The organism is Streptomyces sp. adm13(2018), from assembly GCF_008042145.1.
Taxonomy (GTDB): domain Bacteria; phylum Actinomycetota; class Actinomycetes; order Streptomycetales; family Streptomycetaceae; genus Streptomyces.
The window spans coordinates 36,682-52,606 of the sequence record NZ_RDBH01000082.1 but is presented as its reverse complement, the minus strand read 5'-3'; the positions used below and the strand labels follow the sequence as shown (position 1 = coordinate 52,606).

The window sequence follows — 15,925 nt, the reverse complement described above, 5'->3', positions numbered from 1 at the left end:
GGGCGAGGCGTAGGGCAGCGTGTGCGGCGCGGGGGGCGGGTCCTCCGGGAAGACCCCCAGGAACAGGTTGCGCCGGGCGTTGGCCACCATGGCCCGGAAGGCCTCGGGGTTCTCCTTCTCGTCGAACGGGCCGACGAACTCCTCCAGCCAGACGCGGAGCATGCGGTCCTGTGTCTCGTGGAGGGACCAGGCATGGGCGGAGATGCCGAAGTCGGTGAGCTTCGCGGCGCCGTCGGCCGTGAGGAGGATGTTGGAGGGTTTCACGTCGAGATGCAGCGTCCCGCAGGAATGAGCGGCGTCGAGTGCCCACGCGGTCTGCGCCGCGATGGTGAGAACGGTGCGCAGTTCGGCCGGGTGGTCGCTCGGGCGGGCCGGTCGCCGGGCGATCCGTTCGGCGAGGGTGCCGTCCGGCACGTACTCCGCGAAGAGAGCGAGGCTGCGGGCCCCGAGCCGGGTGAAGTGGCAGGCCACGATGTGGGGGTGGTCCGGCAGGCCGATCCAGCGCTGTGCCTCCTGGAAGGCGGATGCCGACTGTTCGGGCGTCTCCGTGTGGATGTGCTTGACCGCGTAGTGCCGGTCGGTCTGAAGGTCGCGTACGAGATCGACCGTCGCCCTGCTCTGCCCCAGACGGCGTTCGACGGTGAAGCCCGCCAACAGGTCGGTGCCGGAACGGACATGGTCGGAGTACTGGGGGGTCTGTCCTTCGGGCATGGGGCCACCCCTCTCACAGAACGGTCAGGAGCGCGTCGCGCAGTTGTGCCGCGGTCATGCTGGGCAGACTGCGGTCGGCCCCGAGTGTGCTGTCCACCAGCGCGGCGAGTGCCGGGGGGACGGGGATGCCGCGGTCTTGCACGGGGACGACGGGGGATCGCAGCAGTGCCCTCCACACGTCTCCCCCTCGGGGGAGATCGCGGGGCGCGCGGCCGGTGAGCGAGAAGTACAGCGAGGCGGTGGCCGACCAGACGTCGGCTCCCGGACCCACGTGCTTGTAGTCGAGCGCCTGCGCCTGCGGCATGAAGCCGGGTGTCCCCTGCTTCTCCCCGGTGACGGTGATGACGGCCAGGCCGACAGCCGCGTACGCCTTGGCGAGTCCGAAGTCCGCGATCTTGGCGCGGACGGCACCGTCCGTCCCAGGGGTGAGCAGGATGTTCGGCGGTTTCAGGTCGCGGTGCACGATGCCGTGTGCGGTGACCTTCTCGCCCCGGGCGTCGAGGGTCGTGAGGGGTGCCTGGTGGGCGTAGGCCAAGCCGTCCAGGACGTCGACGGTCAGGGCGACCGCCTCCTCCACGGGCAAAGGGCCGTCCCGCACCACCCGGTCGGTCAGGCTTCCCTGGCTGCAGTACTCCATCACCAGATAGGGGCGCCCGAGGTGCTCGCCCACGCGGTACGCACGCACCACGTTCGGATGTTTGAGGGCCTGGGCGATCTCCAGTTCGCGGCGGAACAACCGGCTGCTCTGCGCGTCGGTTTCGCCGAAGGGCCCCTTCGTGAACTTCACGGCCCGGAGCTCATCGGAGTCCGGATCGAGGCCGGCGTACACCTCCCCCCAGCCGCCCGCACCCAGCTTCCGGAACTCTCGCCAGGCTCTGAAACCCGGTACTTCGGGCAGCTCTGACGGGTGTTCGGCCATGCCCCCCGCTCTCCGCGCACGGATCTTCTTCCACCCCCATTATCCCCTGATGGTCGTACATACTCCATAACGCGACGGGGTGCTGTCCGCCGGCCTCGTGTCCGGATGCTCCGGAGGCGCGGAGCCCGAGGCCAAGACCGACGGCAAGGAGACGGCCAAGGCCACCGTCCGCACCCCGGAAGGCCTCTTCGTCTTCGCCGCCCAAGCCCGTCTGACGCGCCCCGGCCCCGGTCCGGCGCCTCCGCCGGGTCCGCGCGGAAGGGCCGACGCCCAAGGCGTCGACCTCCGCGGCGGATCAGGCGGGAAGGCTCATCAGAAGCAGGGGATCGGTGGTCGGCTGGGGGGACCCCCCGGCCGGTTCGAGGGTCAGGCCGACGGCGCCGGCGTCCGCCGGGTTGCCCGTCAGCATCACGGTCCCGTTCTGGTCGATGAAACCGGCCGGACGCATCGTGCCGTTGTGGTCGAGCCACAGCTGGTAGACCTTCCCGGCACCGGGCGCGGGCAGGTTGGCGGCGGTGAAGACCGCCTTGTCCTGCTGGTCCGAGGAGACGACGCTGGTGAGCGCCCCGTTGGCGGCCTTGCCGTGGACGGTGCGCGCATCCGGGGCCGCCAGTACGGCGCTGACCTCGGCGAGTTGCTGCTGCGCCTGACGGGCCTCCTGCCGGAGGTCCTGTCCGTTCTGCGTCTGCCACACCGCCACACCGCCCAGGGCGGCCGCGGCCACACTCGCGGCGAGCGCCAGCGGAACCGCCCGGCGACGCAGGATGCCGCGGTACGCGGGTGCCTGGCTGGGTGCCGCGATACGCGGCGGCAGCTGGCGCACCCCCTCGATGGCGGCCATCACCTGTACCTTGGCCGCCGCCGGGGGCGTCAGGGACACGGCCGAGGCCAGGCGGGCCGTGGTCTCCTGGAACTCGGCCGCCTCCTGTCGGCACGCCTCGCACCTCTGCAGGTGGACCTCGAAGTCCGCCCGCTCGGCGTCGTCGAGTGCGCCGAGCGCGTAGGGGGCGGCGAGGGTGTGGGTATCGGTGGCGTGGTGTTTCATGTGGTCACCCCCATGCAGTCGCGGAGCCGGATGAGCCCGTCGCGCATGCGTGTCTTGATGGTCGGAAGAGGTGTGCGCAGGGATTCGGCGACCTCACGGTAGGTCAGACCCTGGTAGTAGGCCAGAGTCACGGCCTGGCGCTGCAGTTCGGTCAGGCCGCGCAGGCAGCGGCGCACCTGCTCGGACTCCAGCCGGGCCTCGACCTGTTCGGTGACCTCGTCGAAGGCGGTCGTGTGCTCGCGGGCCGCCTGCGCGTGCTCGCGGTCGCTGGATGCCTGGGCGGAGCGGACCCGGTCCACCGCGCGGCGGTGGGCGATCGTCGCGGCCCACGCGGTGACGGAACCGGCCTCGGGACGGTACCGGGCGGCCTGGCGCCACAGCTCGATCATGACCTCCTGGGTGACCTCCTCGGACTGCGCCCGGTCGCGGACGACCTTGAGGACGATGCCGAAGACCAGGGGAGCGAGCGCGTCGTACAGCGTCGAGAAGGCCTGTTTGTCGCCATGGGCGACTCGCTGCATGACGTCGGTGATGTCGTCGCGGTTGGCGCCGGCGGGGCGGCCGACGCCGAAGGGGGTCGGTTGGTTCACTTGCGCCGCTCCGCCCGTGGGCAGAAGACGAAGGGGCGGCCTGGGACCGCCGTCGGGGGGCGGGGCGTCCATCGCATGCCGCTCCTTGTTTCTCGTATGCGCCGTATACGTCGTATGCGTCGTTCGCACGAGGCCGGACCGTCCACGGGGGACGGTCCGGAGTGGGAAACCTCGTGGTGTATCGCCTGTTCTTCGGAGCGGACAGGTTTGCGGATGGGGGGAATCCTTGTCACCTGTCCGTCCGGTGGTTGACCCCTTCGAGGGAACCGACGGACAGGGGTCGAACGGATGGGCGAAGAATGCGCCGACGGAGGCGCGGAGGACCCCAGCTTCGAACCCCCGTCAGGGCAGCTTGGCCGCCAGGACGTCCACCTTCTGGATGTCGGGGGGACTGGCGAGCAGGGTCCCGGCGATCTCCATCAGCGCGGCCGCGATCCGGCCGTTCAGATGGGCCTGACGTCCTGCCTCGTCGTCGAAGGTGTCGAAGACCCCGAAGCTCGTCGGCCCCAGCCTGAAGGAGTACCAGGAGACCGTCCGGGTCTCCTGACGGGCGAGCTCCAGGGCGTTCTCCAGAAGTTCCTGGACTTGGGCGGCGTGCTCGGGCTTGGCCTCGATACGGGCCAGAAGACCTGTCTGTGTCATGGGCTGCTCCCTTGGGGATCGGGTGACGGGCTGGGGGGGGAGAACGGGCGACGACCGGCGGATCGGGTGACGACCGGGGATGGGGGTGACGACCGGCCGGGGCACCTCCGGAGACCGCTCGCGATGGCCGTGTCCTCGGCCGTTCTCGCCGTGATCTTCCTGGAGTCCGGGTCGATCCGTTGAACGGCCCGCCGGTACGCCCTTCCGGAGTTCGGCATGGCGCGTGCCCGTCGTCGGCATGACGCGCGCCCGCCGTCCTCACCCTGCCCGCCCGCGTCGAACAGATCATCAGCTCGTCACCAATCCGCCTCCGACACCCATCCGCGCGTCGGCGCGCCCCGAATGGCGGTCGTGAGCATCTTCCGCACCCACCTCCCCCGTATCGCGCTCGGCGCGTCGGCCGGGCTCCTCTCCGGTTTCACTGCCCTGGCCGTCGCCGAGCTGGTCGCGGGTCTGATCCGGCCCGCGGCCGGCCCCGTCACGGTCGTCGGTGGCGCGGTGATCGACCGGACCCCGGCCGCGGTCAAGGACTTCGCGATCCGCACGTTCGGCGAGGACGACAAATCGGTCCTGCAACTGGGGATCCTCGCCGTACTCGCCCTGATCGCCGCCATCCTGGGCGTGATCGCCCTCCGACACCGACGGGCGGGTGCCTGCGGGATCCTCCTGTTCGGGGCCGTCGGAGCGGCGGCCGCCCTGACCCGCCCCGACTCCCGGGGCATCGGCGACATCCTGCCGTCGCTCGCGGGGGCGGTGGCCGGCGCCCTCGCCCTGTACTTCCTCGCGGGTCGGGCTTCACGGGAGTCCGGTGCGGAGGAAGGGGCGAGCGGAGGGGGCTGGAACCGGCGCGGCTTCCTCGTCGCGGCGGGCGCCACCGCCGTCGGAGCGACGGCGGCCGGGTTCCTCGGACGCTACCTCACGGGCCGTCAGGCCCTGGGCGCGACCGCCTCCCGACAGGGCCTGGTGCTTCCCGCACCGGCCTCACCGGCACCTCCTGTGCCCAAGGGCGTCCAGCTCAAGGTCCCGGGCATCTCTCCCTTCACCACGCCGAACGCGGACTTCTACCGGGTCGACACCGCACTCGTCGTACCCAAGGTCGACGCGGGAAGCTGGCGGCTGCGCATCCACGGCAAGGGCGTCTCCCGCCCCCGTACCTACACCGTCGACGACCTGCTGGCCCGGCCGCTCATCGAGCGGGACATCACGCTGACCTGCGTGTCCAACGAGGTCGGCGGTCCGTACGCGGGCAACGCGCGCTGGCTCGGAGTCCGCCTCTCCGAGCTGCTGGCCGAGTGCGGGGTGAAACCGCCCTCGGCGGGAGGCCCCGCCGACCAACTGGTAGCCCGGTCCGTCGACGGCATGACGCTCGGCTCGCCCGTCGAGGACGTCATGGACGGCCGGGACGCCCTCCTCGCCGTCGGCATGAACGGCGAACCCCTGCCGTTCGACCACGGATTCCCCGTCCGCATGGTCGTCCCCGGTCTGTTCGGCTACGTGTCGGCCTGCAAGTGGATCGAGGACATCGAACTCACCACGTTCGACACCTACGACCCCTACTGGGTCAAGAGGAAGTGGGCCCGCCGAGCGCCGATCAAGACGCAGTCCCGGATCGACACCCCCAAGCCCTTCGCACGCCCCGTCGCCGGAACCGTGGTCGTCGCCGGCGTGGCCTGGGCTCAGCACCGCGGCATCACCCGCGTGCAGGTGCGCGTGGACGACGGCCCCTGGCAGGACGCSGAMCTCGSCGCCSAGGACASCGWCGACACCTGGMGSCAGTGGTCCTAYCGCTGGCAGGCCMYSSCGGGCSGSCACAMCCTCACCGTCCGCGCCACCGACGGCACGGGGCAGGTGCAGACCGAGCAGCGGGCCCGGACCATCCCCGACGGAGCCAGCGGCTGGCACAGCGTGTTCGTCACCGTCACCTAGCCCTCCGGCGATCGATGTGCGGGTGGGGGCGGCGGTAGGACTATTGCGGGCCGTTCGAGGGGTTGCCCCGCCGGGACCCCATCCATCTCACTCCAGGGGTCGAAGGATCCGTAGACGCGCCTCACCGTCGAGGCGCGCGAACCGATCGGAGCCCTCCTGTGCGTACTCGTCGAGTCGCCGCCACCGCTGCCGCCGCGGCCGCGATGACCGTCTCCCTGCTCACCCCGGTCCTGGCGTCGGCGACCGAGGCCGGTGGTGACCCGTTCGGCCCGCGGAACCGTGCCGCGAGCCACGGCCTGATCAGCGTGGGCCTCACCGCCGACCAGCGTCTCGTCGGCTTCGACGTCCGCAACCCCGCCGACACCTGGGCGCTCGGCAAGGTCAGCGGCCTGCAGGGCGACACCAAGCTCGTCGGGATCGACTTCCGCGTCCAGAACGGCAAGCTGTACGGCGTCGGCGACAGGGGCGGCATCTACACCGTCAACAGCGACGCCAAGGCCGTCAAGGTCTCGCAGCTGACGGTCGCGCTCCAGGGCCGCTCCTTCGGTGTCGACTTCAACCCGGCCGCGAACCGACTGCGCGTCATCAGCGACACCGGCCAGAACCTGCGCCACAACATCGACGACCCCGCCGCCCCGCGGACCACCACCGTCGACGGCACGCTCACCAACCCGACGATGCCGCCGTCCACGGCCCTCGGCGTCACCGGAGCCGCGTACACGAACAACGACCTCGACACGGCGACCGCGACCACGCTGTTCGACGTCGACACCACGAACGACCGCGTCTCGCTGCAGTCCCCGGCCAACGCGGGCACGCTCGCGCCCACCGGCAACCTCGGTGTGAACGCAGGCCCGTCGGCCGGGTTCGACATCTACTACCAGGCGTCCGAGGGCTCGAACCGCGGCTTCGCGGCCCTGGCCACCGGCGGCAAGCAGCGCTTCTACAAGGTCGACGTCCTCACCGGCAGGGCCACCCTCGTCGGTGACTTCCCGGCCGGCCGCCAGGTCGTCGACGTCGCCCTCCCGCTCAACCAGCACTGACCACCGCCCGCGGTGGAGGCGAGCCCGTGCGGCCCGCCTCCACCGCGGGAGTGCCATACAGCAAGATCTTCGGCGAACGGTCGCGCGCGCCCGTGTCTGAACCCACTTGGGCGAAGCGGGTCTCCCGGTTGCACTAGCCCCAGTGGCACGGCGGCGTGCGGGAGCTGACGGTGGGCCATGTCGCTGCGAATCGAAAGCCGACAACGGGTCAGCTGACGCAGCAGACGGAAGGAAGCCCAAGATGCGCTCTGCCCGCATTCTGTTCGCCGCAACCGCCGCCGCCGGCACCCTGGCGCTCGCCGCACCCGGCGCCTACGCGATCACCTCCGGCGACTGGGACAAGGACGACTCCTCCCACAGCCGCGACCACGACAAGCCGCACGGTGGCATGCACACCGGCTCCGGCGCCCTGTCCCTCGTCGACGGTGACGACTGGTCGAAGGACGAGCACGGCAAGAAGGACCACGACAAGCCGCACGGCGGCGTGCACGCCGGCGGTGGCGCCCTCACCACCGTGAGCGGCGACGACTGGTCCAAGGAGCACGACAAGGGCGACAAGCACGAGAAGGACCACGACAAGCCCAAGGGCGGGATGCACACCGGCTCCGGCGCCCTCTCCCTCGTCAACGCCGACGACTGGTCCAAGGACAAGCAGTCGAAGGAGCCGAAGGAGGAGAACGGCTGGTCGAAGGAGAACCAGAAGGAGGACGGCGGCTCCACGTACGAGAAGCCCAAGGGCGGCATGCACACCGGTGGCGGTGGCCTCACCGACAGCGGTACGAGCCTGACGGGCGCCCTGGTGCTCGCGGGCGCGGCGGGCGCCTTCGTCCTGTACCGCCGCAGGCAGGGCGCCGGCTCGGCGGCCTGACGCGCGGTCCGTGCGGGGGTCGGCCGACGGCCGGCCCCCGCACCCGGCCCACGCGTCCCGACCTGCTCGCGTGTCCTCCTTCGAAAGGTGCTCAGAGTGAAGACCCGTCCAGACTCCGCCGGTGAAGAGGCGCCTCGGCGTACCGCACGGTGGGTTGTTCCCATGGTGTTCTGGACGCTGGTACTCGCGGCGCTCCTCTTCGCCTTCGGCCCGGGACTGTTCGATCAGGACGACGCCTCCCCGCCCGGGCCCACCGTCCCGGCCGCCGCCGGAAACCCTCCGGCGGCGGCAACCGGCCCTTCGAGTCCCAGGGTGCCCGACGCGTCAGCGGCGAGTTCGGGCGGAGCGCTGCCGTCACCCGCCATGACGCGGTCGGCGCCTTCGCGCCTGAAGATCGCCAAGATCGGAGTGGACGCCCCGTTCACCGACCTGGAGATCGGCCCGTCCGGGGCGCTGAACCCGCCGCCGGCGGACGACACCAACCTGGTCGGCTGGCACGCCGCCGGGGTGTCGCCCGGTGAGACCGGAACCGCGGTCGTCGCGGGCCACCTCGACACGGCCACCGCCCCGGCCGTCTTCGCCCGGCTGGGCGAGCTCGCCGCCGGAGACACCTTCCAGGTGCAGCGCCAGGACGGCTCCACCGCCGTCTTCCGCGTCGACTCCGTCGAGAGCTTCGACAAGGACGACTTCCCCGACGATCGGGTCTACGAGGACACTCCCCGGGCACTCGTCAGGCTCATCACCTGCGCGGGGGCGTACGACCGTACGGCCAGGGACTACACCGAGAACCTCGTCGTCTTCGCCCACCTTGAGCTCGTCGACTGATACGGCTGATACGGCGCCGGCAGCCCACGGCCAGGGGAACAGGCGTCCGACGAGCCACTCCCGGGAGTGACAGGCGTCGAGCGGACCCATCCGCCGGTCACCTCCCTCCGAAGCATCACTGGAAGACGTCGGAGACTCCCGGTGTAGGTCCGGGGCGGGAGAGTCCGATGGGTCCGTCGTATCGGCCGCGCCCCGTGTGAGCGCGGAGTCATAGGTGCGGCCGGGACGGGCCGAAGGGCGGAGGACGGTAGGGGCCGTCCTCCGCCCTTCACGCGAGCACAGGCGAACCGTCCCCGTGTGAGCGCCTCTTGTGTGAGCCCCCCTTTACGCGAGCGGTCGGTCCGTCGCACTGATCGGTGAGGGCAGCTCCGTGGCTCCGCACAGGAAGCGATCCGCGGCAGCGGCCGTCGCCCGGCCCTCCGCGATCGCCCACACCACGAGGGACGCGCCGCGCCCGGCGTCGCCGGCGACGAACACCGCAGTGGAGCCCCGCCCTTCCCGCGGTGGTGTCACCACGTCCGGCAGTGCCGCGAAGTCGGGGGTGCGCGCGAACGTGCCCCCGGCCGTCGTCACGAGACCCAACGGACCGACCAGACCGGGATCCAGCTCAGGACCCGCGAAGCCCAGGGCGAGCAGCACCAGTTGAGCCGGGAGTTCCCGGGTCGCGCCGGGGAGGAGACGCCGGTCCTCCGGGGTGACCGCGTTCAGCACCAGGGCGCGTACCGCTCCCGAAGGATCACCGTCGAAGCGCACCGTGAGCGAGGAGAAGGCCCGGGGGTCGACACCGTCGCGGGCCAGCGCCTCCTCGTGGGCGTGGGACGTCCGGTGGATCCTCGGGTGGACGAGCGGCCACGGCTCGTCGGACCTCCGCTCCGAGCCGTGCTGGGGGTTGATGTCCACCTGCACGACGGATGCGGCGTCCTGACGCAGCGCGGTGCCGAGACAGTCGGAGCCGGTGTCTCCGCCGCCGATGATGACGACGTCCTTGCCCCATGCGGAGAGCGCGGGGGGCACGGGACAGGACGGCGTGGCACGGTTGGCCGCGACGAGGTACTCCATGGCGTGATGGACCCCGCTCAACTTCCTTCCCTCGCAGTTGAGTTCGCGTGGCCGGGTCGCCCCGGTGGCGACCACCACGGCGTCGTGGTCGGACCTCAGGCGCTTCGCGTCCAGGTCGCGGCCGACGTCGACTCCGGGGCGGAAGACCGTGCCCTCCTGCTCCATCTGGGCGATCCTGGCGTCGAGGCGGTCCTTGGACATCTTGAAGTCGGGGATGCCGTAGCGCAGGAGACCGCCGACGCGGTCGGCCCGCTCGTACACGGTGACGGCGTGCCCGGCGCGGGTGAGTTGCTGAGCGGCCGCGAGTCCTGCCGGACCCGACCCCACGACGGCGACCGACCGGCCCGACATCCTGGTCGGCGGCAGGGGGCGCACGTGGTCGTGTGCCCATGCCTGCTCCGCGACCGTCCGCTCGATCTGCTTGATGCCCACCGACTCGTCGGTCAGGGCGAGGACGCAGGAGTCCTCGCAGGGCGCGGGGCAGAGGCAGCCGGTGAACTCGGGGAAGTTGTTCGTGGCGTGGAGGCGTTCCGCCGCCGTGGCCCAGTCGCCGTGGGCGGCGTACACGTTCCACTCCGGGATGAGGTTGCCGAGCGGACACGCGCCGTGACAGAACGGCACGCCGCAGTCCATGCAGCGCCGTGCCTGATCGGACACGAGCGGCAGCAGCGGCTGGCCCCGGTACACCTCGTCCCAGTCCCGAGCCCGTTCGCCGGGCGGTCTGGAGGGTGCCGGTCGCCGCGGTATGCGGAGGAAGCCAGAGGGGTCGGTCATGGTGCCCTCGGCAGGGCTGTTCGGAAACTGGTGCGTGAGGCCCTCATCGTACGTCCGTCGAGGTCGGTCGGGCCTCTCCTGGCCAGGTGTGCGGCACCCGGGGCCGTGGGGGAGCCGCACTCCCGAACGCCGCACTCCCGAACGCCGCGGTTCCGCGACCACCCCCGGGGCCGCGGCCGGAATCCGCCGGAAGTTCGGATGCGGTAAAACTCTCGGGCCTTCGGTCTCGAATCCCTTGTGTGAGCGTGCGCCGCAGGCCGCGGTGAGGGGCTCGACCCCCGAGCATCCCCGGGCCTGTGGTGGACACCGGACACCGTCCAGGGAGAGACCTCATGGGACCCGATCCGCTCGACATGACGGCGCACCCCGTCGCCGTGGCCCCCGCTCCCGTCGACGGGGCCGACCGAGCGGCGGTCGAGGGGGTGCTGACCCGGCTCATGGCGGAGGTCGCCCGGCTGGACTCCGTGCCGCCGGACGGCGACTTCTTCCACGAACTGGGAGCGGATTCGCTGCTCATGGCGCACTTCTGCGCCAAGGTGAGGAAGCAGCCCGGGATGCCACCGGTGTCCATGAAGGACGTGTACCAGCATCCGACGATCCGGAGTCTGAGCGAAGCCCTGACGGCATCGACCACGCTGACGGCACCGACCACCGGGCCCCCGCGCGACGAGCCGAGGGCGAGGCCCGAGCCCTCCTTCGGCGTACCGGTGCACGAAGCACCCGCCACCGGCCCCGCCGGGCTCGGCCGCCCGCACGTCGTCCTCTGCGGCCTGTTCCAACTGCTGAGCTTCCTCGGCTACGCGCTCCTCATCGCGGTCATCGTCACGCGCGGGTACGAGTGGATAGCCGCGGGCCACGACCCGGTCGACGACTACCTCCGCTCCCTGGCCTTCGGCGCCGTCGTGCTCGCGGTCCTGTGCACCCTGCCCATCGCGGCGAAGTGGCTGCTCATCGGGCGCTGGAAGCCGGAGCGGATCCGCGTCTGGAGCCTCGGCTACATGAGGTTCTGGCTGGTCAAGACGCTGCTGCGGGCGAATCCGCTGGTACTGACCGTGGGGACGCCGCTCTACTCGCTCTACCTGCGCGCACTGGGTGCGCACGTGGGGCACGGCGTCACCGTCCTGTCCCGCACCGTGCCCGTCTGCACCGACCTCCTCTCCGTCGGCGACCGCACGGTCCTGCGCAAGGACGTGCTGATCAGCTGCTACCGCGCGCGCGACTCCGTGATCGAGACCGGTCCCGTCACCCTCGGCCGGGACGTCGTCGTCAGCGAGGCGACGGTCCTCGACATCCGGACGTCCATGGGCGACCGCGCCCAGCTCGGGCACGCCTCGTCGCTCCACGCCGGGCAGGCCGTCCCCGCAGGACAGCACTGGCACGGGTCACCCGCCCAGCCCTCCGACAGCGACTTCCAGGGCGTCGAGGCCACCCGCTGTGGCCCCGTACGCCGCACCCTCCACGGAGTCGGGCAGATCCTCTTCGCGACGGCGATCGCCGCGCCCCTGGCCGTCGGCGGGCTCGACGCCATCCTCTCCAAGACCCCGCAGGTGGCCGCGGTGCTCGAACCCGGGCAGGCAGCGCTCCACGACCTCGGCTTCTACACGGGCCTGCTCGCCGCCACGGCCCTCGTGTTCTTCGGGGCGATTCCGGTCGCCCTCGCGCTCCTGGCCGGCGTCTCGCGTCTGGCCGGCCGGCTCGTCGTCCCCGGCCGGGTGTATCCGCTCTACGGGTTCCACCACGCGATCCACCGCGCGACGACGATCCTGACCAACCGCAGGAGCCTGACCCGGCTGTTCGGCGACAGCACCGCCGTCGTGCACTACCTCCGCTGGATCGGTTACGACCTCTCCCGGGTGGAGCAGACCGGTTCGAACTTCGGGACGGTCGTCAAGCACGAGAGCCCCCGGATGAGCCACGTCGGCCGCGGGACGATGGTCGCCGACGGGCTCTCGCTGATGAACGCGGACTACTCCAGCACGTCCTTCCGGCTCGCCCCGACCCGCATCGGCGCCCACAACTTCCTGGGCAACGGGATCGCCTACCCGACGCGGGGACGGACCGGCGACAACTGCCTGCTGGCCACCAAGGTCATGGTGCCGGTCGACGGGCCGATCCGGGAGAACGTCGGCCTGCTGGGGTCCCCCAGCTTCGAGATCCCGCGGTCGGTGCTCCGCGACAGCTCGTTCGACGACGTCCGCAGCGGTGACGAGCTGCGCCGCCGCCTCGCCGCCAAGAACCGGCACAACGCCGCGACCATGGCCTGGCACCTGATCAGCGCGTGGTTCTACTTCTTCCTCGTCACCGTGCTCTTCGCCGTCGCGGCGGACCTGTACGCCTCGGCGGGCGTATGGGCGTTCGCCGCGGCCGACGCGGTGCTGCTGCCGTTCACGATCGCCTACTACGTGCTCGTCGAGCGACTCGTCACCCTGTTCGCCCCGCTCGGGTCGCTGTTCTGCTCGATCTACGACGTGCGGTTCTGGCGGCGCGAGCGGTACTGGAAGGTCCCCTCGGAGGCGTATCTCCGCATCCTGAACGGCACCCCCTTCAAGAACGCCGTCTGGCGCCTCCTGGGAGTCCGTGTCGGCAAGGGCGTCTTCGACGACGGCTGCAGCCTGCCCGAGCGGGCCATGGTGACCATCGGCGACGGCTGCACGCTCAACGCCGGCAGCGTCATCCAGTGCCACTCGCAGGAGGACGGTGCCTTCAAGTCCGAGCCGAGCGAGGTCGGCCCGGGGAGCACCCTGAGCGTCGGCGCCTTCGTCCACTACGGCGTGGGAATCGGTGCGCGCGTGCTCCTGGAGACGGACTCCTTCCTGATGAAGGGCGAGACGGTGCCCGACGACAGCCGATGGGCCGGGAACCCCGCCCGGCCGATGGAACACCCCGAGGACGGAGGCAGGTTCCGATGACCGCCACACGTGACGCGCTGCCCGGGGGCACGCCCTCCACGACGGGCTGGACCACGATCCCCCGGTGGACCACCGCGTCGGTGCCGGGCGTGGACGACCGGGTCAGCGCACTCCCGGACGGCATGACACCCATGCTGGGGGAGCGGGCGAGGGAACTCGGCGTACCGGTGTCGGCACTCCACCTCGCGGCGCACGCCAAGGTCCTCGCCGCGCTCTCCGGCGACCGCGTGGTGACCACCGCCCGTCTGACCGCGCCGGGGCGGTATCCGCCGTGCCGGGTGACCGCCGCTCCCGGAACCTGGCGGGACCTCGTGCACGCCGCCGCCCATGAGGAGGAGTTGCTCGGAGGCCGCGAGGACCCCCGCGCGGACGACCCGCCCGGTACGAGCCCGCGAAGCCACCCCTACGTGCTCCTCGATCCGGACGGCTACGGGCCGGTCCTGCCGTCCGGCGCCATCCTGTGCGTCACCGTGACGGAGGACGCCGGCCGGCCGGTACTGAGGTCGCGATTCCGCACCGACGCGTTCGACGGCGACGCCGTCGCCCGGATCGCCGGCTACCACGTCACCGCCCTCCGAGGACTCCTCGACGATCCGGACGCACCCCATGACACACAGCGCCTGCTCTCCGACGCGGAGATCCGGTTCCAGGTCGACGGCCTCGCCGGACCGCCGGCGCCGCTGCCGGACCTGCGGTTCCACGAACTGTTCGAGGAGCGCGTACGCCGCCACCCGGACCGGGTCGCGGCCGTGCACCGCGGCCGCCGGTGGACGTACCGCGACCTGAACCAGCGAGCCAACCGGCTCGCGCGCGCCCTGCTGGCCCGGGGGCTGCGCCGTGAGGAGACGGTCGCGGCCGTGCTGCCACGCGACCTGTACTGGATGGCCGGAGTCCTCGCCGTCCTCAAGGCGGGCGGCAGCTACCTGCCCGTGGACCCCGACTACCCACCGGACCGCATCGCCGCGATCCTGAACCGCGCCGAGTGCCGCCTCGTCCTCAGCGAGCCGGGCAGCACCGGGAACCTCGACAGGGCGTTCCCGAGCGAGCCGGGCAGCACCGGAGACGTCGACAGGGCCGCCCCACCGCCTCGATCGCCCCTCGTCGTCCTCGACGCGCCCTCCGCCGCGGAGGGCGGAGGCGACGGCAGCGACCTCGGCATCCCCGTACCCGCCGACGCCCTCGCGTACATCTTCTTCACGTCGGGCTCGACCGGCGAGCCCAAGGGAGCGATGGTGGAGCACGCGGGCATGCTCAACCACCTCCTGGCCAAGACCGAGGACCTGCGGATCGGCGCGGGATCCGTCGTCGCGCAGACGGCATCGCAGTGCTTCGACATCTCGGTGTGGCAGCTGCTCGCCTCCACCCTGGTGGGCGGACGGACGCTGCTCGTCGAGCAGGAGACGGTCCTGGACGTCCACCGCCTCCTCGAACTCGTCGCACAGGAGCAGGTCACCGTGCTCCAGGTGGTGCCCTCCTACCTCGACGTCCTGGTCTCGGCACTGGAGCGCGCACCCCGCCCGCTGCCCGCCCTCCGGTACCTCTCGGTGACCGGCGAGGCGCTGCGGCCCGAGCTGGTGCGACGGTGGTTCCGCGTACAGCCCGGCAGCAGACTCGTCAACGCCTACGGACTGACCGAGACGTCCGACGACACCAACCACGACGTGATGCACCGCGCCCCCGAGGACGGCCGCGTCACCCTCGGGCGACCGGTCCGGAACGTACGCGTCTACGTGGTGGACGACGGCCTCATCCCGGTCCCGCTCGGCGCCACCGGGACCGTCGCCTTCTCCGGAATCTGCGTCGGACGCGGCTACGTCAACGACCCGGAACGCACCGCCGAGTGCTACCGCCCCGACCCCCACCGCCCCGGAGAACGCCTGTACCTGGGAGGCGACCTCGGCCGCTGGCTGCCCGACGGAAGACTCGAATTCCTGGGGCGCCGCGACGCCCAGGTCAAGATCCGAGGATTCCGCGTGGAGATCGGCGACGTCGAGGCCGCCCTGCTGCGCGTGCCGGGGGTACGCGACGCGGCGGTCGTGGTCACCGGGCGGACCGGACACGGCCGGAACCTCGTCGCCTTCCACAGCGGGGACCCGGAGCTCGGCTCCGACCGCCTGCGCCACCTGCTGGGCGATCTGCTGCCCGCCTACCTGGTGCCGGCCCGCTGCCACCGGCAGGACCCGCTGCCCCTGACTCCCAACGGAAAGGTCGACCGCAAGGCACTCGGCGCCCTGGCCGAGGCATGGGCACAGGGCGACACCCGCGGTGACACGCGTGACGACGCCGGTGGCGACGCCCCCCGTCCGGGGACCGAGGAGCGACTGGCCCGGGCATGGGCGGCGGTGCTCGGCACGGACCCCGCCACGATCCGGCGGGGCGACCGGTTCTTCGACCTCGGCGGAACGTCCCTCACCGCCGTACAGCTCGCCGTGGCGCTGGACCGGGTCGTGTCGCTGCGCGACCTGACGGCGTCGCCCACCCTGGCGGACCTCGCCGCCCTGATCGACGCCCGCACCGGGGACGACCGGCCTGCGGGCCACCACCCCATCGACGCCCGCACCAGCGACGACCGGCCCGCCGGCCACCGCATCGACGCGGAGACCACCTGACCCGC

At 71.7% G+C, this 15,925-nt stretch carries 12 protein-coding genes; 6 read left to right on the top strand and 6 right to left on the bottom strand.

The annotated features are described in order from the left end of the window. The 5 genes from EAO70_RS07645 to EAO70_RS07625 all read right to left on the bottom strand — a co-directional run. Positions 1–711: protein kinase domain-containing protein (locus EAO70_RS07645; RefSeq protein ID WP_148002252.1), on the bottom strand; the 711-nt coding region annotated here is incomplete at its 3' end. A 13-nt stretch (positions 712–724) separates the two neighbouring features. Continuing rightward, on the bottom strand, positions 725–1,630 hold the full coding sequence (locus EAO70_RS07640; protein ID WP_148002251.1) for a serine/threonine-protein kinase: 906 nt from the start codon (positions 1,628–1,630) through the stop codon (positions 725–727). A 295-nt stretch (positions 1,631–1,925) separates the two neighbouring features. Beyond that, the gene (locus tag EAO70_RS07635) at positions 1,926–2,675 is read right to left on the bottom strand and encodes an anti-sigma factor domain-containing protein (RefSeq protein ID WP_148002250.1); all 750 of its coding nucleotides are present in this window, start codon (positions 2,673–2,675) and stop codon (positions 1,926–1,928) included. Continuing rightward, on the bottom strand, positions 2,672–3,337 hold the full coding sequence (gene sigK / locus EAO70_RS07630) for an ECF RNA polymerase sigma factor SigK (protein ID WP_148002249.1): 666 nt from the start codon (positions 3,335–3,337) through the stop codon (positions 2,672–2,674). Before sigK ends, EAO70_RS07635 begins: the two co-directional genes overlap by 4 nt. 270 nt (positions 3,338–3,607) lie before the next feature. Then, positions 3,608–3,907 carry a putative quinol monooxygenase gene (locus EAO70_RS07625; RefSeq protein ID WP_148002248.1) on the bottom strand — a complete coding sequence of 100 codons (300 nt, stop codon included), beginning with the start codon at positions 3,905–3,907 and terminating at the stop codon, positions 3,608–3,610. A gap of 342 nt (positions 3,908–4,249) precedes the next feature. Between EAO70_RS07625 and EAO70_RS07620 the strand changes: the two genes are divergently transcribed. The 4 genes from EAO70_RS07620 (at position 4,250) to EAO70_RS07605 (ending at position 8,569) form a co-directional block, all read left to right on the top strand. Beyond that, positions 4,250–5,833 carry a molybdopterin-dependent oxidoreductase gene (locus EAO70_RS07620; protein ID WP_148002247.1) on the top strand — a complete coding sequence of 528 codons (1,584 nt, stop codon included), beginning with the start codon at positions 4,250–4,252 and terminating at the stop codon, positions 5,831–5,833. A 158-nt stretch (positions 5,834–5,991) separates the two neighbouring features. After that, positions 5,992–6,876 carry a DUF4394 domain-containing protein gene (locus EAO70_RS07615; RefSeq protein WP_261992735.1) on the top strand — a complete coding sequence of 295 codons (885 nt, stop codon included), beginning with the start codon at positions 5,992–5,994 and terminating at the stop codon, positions 6,874–6,876. A 241-nt stretch (positions 6,877–7,117) separates the two neighbouring features. Next, the gene (locus EAO70_RS07610) at positions 7,118–7,744 is read left to right on the top strand and encodes a hypothetical protein (protein WP_148002246.1); all 627 of its coding nucleotides are present in this window, start codon (positions 7,118–7,120) and stop codon (positions 7,742–7,744) included. Positions 7,745–7,906: 162 nt separating this feature from the next. Then, on the top strand, positions 7,907–8,569 hold the full coding sequence (locus tag EAO70_RS07605) for a class F sortase (protein WP_148002245.1): 663 nt from the start codon (positions 7,907–7,909) through the stop codon (positions 8,567–8,569). A 324-nt stretch (positions 8,570–8,893) separates the two neighbouring features. Here the strand turns inward: EAO70_RS07605 and EAO70_RS07600 are convergent, their stop codons facing one another. Further along, a complete protein-coding gene (locus EAO70_RS07600; RefSeq protein ID WP_148002244.1) occupies positions 8,894–10,402 on the bottom strand; it encodes a glutamate synthase subunit beta in 1,509 nt (502 codons plus the stop codon). Positions 10,403–10,734: 332 nt separating this feature from the next. Between EAO70_RS07600 and EAO70_RS38995 the strand changes: the two genes are divergently transcribed. Both EAO70_RS38995 and EAO70_RS07590 read left to right on the top strand, forming a co-directional pair. Beyond that, positions 10,735–13,311, top strand: a complete 2,577-nt coding sequence (locus tag EAO70_RS38995; protein WP_148002243.1) for a Pls/PosA family non-ribosomal peptide synthetase — start codon at positions 10,735–10,737, stop codon at positions 13,309–13,311. Further along, positions 13,308–15,920 (top strand): amino acid adenylation domain-containing protein, encoded by a 2,613-nt coding sequence (locus EAO70_RS07590; RefSeq protein ID WP_261992734.1) that lies wholly within the window; start codon positions 13,308–13,310, stop codon positions 15,918–15,920. The genes EAO70_RS38995 and EAO70_RS07590 overlap by 4 nt, the downstream gene beginning before the upstream one ends. Positions 15,921–15,925: the final 5 nt, after the last annotated feature.

Coding starts and splice junctions, on each gene's coding strand:
- EAO70_RS07635 (WP_148002250.1), bottom strand. CDS start 2,675: ATGAAACACCACGCCACCGATACCCACACCCTCGCCGCCCCCTACGCG.
- EAO70_RS07605 (WP_148002245.1), top strand. CDS start 7,907: ATGGTGTTCTGGACGCTGGTACTCGCGGCGCTCCTCTTCGCCTTCGGC.
- EAO70_RS07610 (WP_148002246.1), top strand. CDS start 7,118: ATGCGCTCTGCCCGCATTCTGTTCGCCGCAACCGCCGCCGCCGGCACC.
- sigK (WP_148002249.1), bottom strand. CDS start 3,337: ATGGACGCCCCGCCCCCCGACGGCGGTCCCAGGCCGCCCCTTCGTCTT.
- EAO70_RS07625 (WP_148002248.1), bottom strand. CDS start 3,907: ATGACACAGACAGGTCTTCTGGCCCGTATCGAGGCCAAGCCCGAGCAC.
- EAO70_RS07640 (WP_148002251.1), bottom strand. CDS start 1,630: ATGGCCGAACACCCGTCAGAGCTGCCCGAAGTACCGGGTTTCAGAGCC.
- EAO70_RS38995 (WP_148002243.1), top strand. CDS start 10,735: ATGGGACCCGATCCGCTCGACATGACGGCGCACCCCGTCGCCGTGGCC.
- EAO70_RS07600 (WP_148002244.1), bottom strand. CDS start 10,402: ATGACCGACCCCTCTGGCTTCCTCCGCATACCGCGGCGACCGGCACCC.
- EAO70_RS07590 (WP_261992734.1), top strand. CDS start 13,308: ATGACCGCCACACGTGACGCGCTGCCCGGGGGCACGCCCTCCACGACG.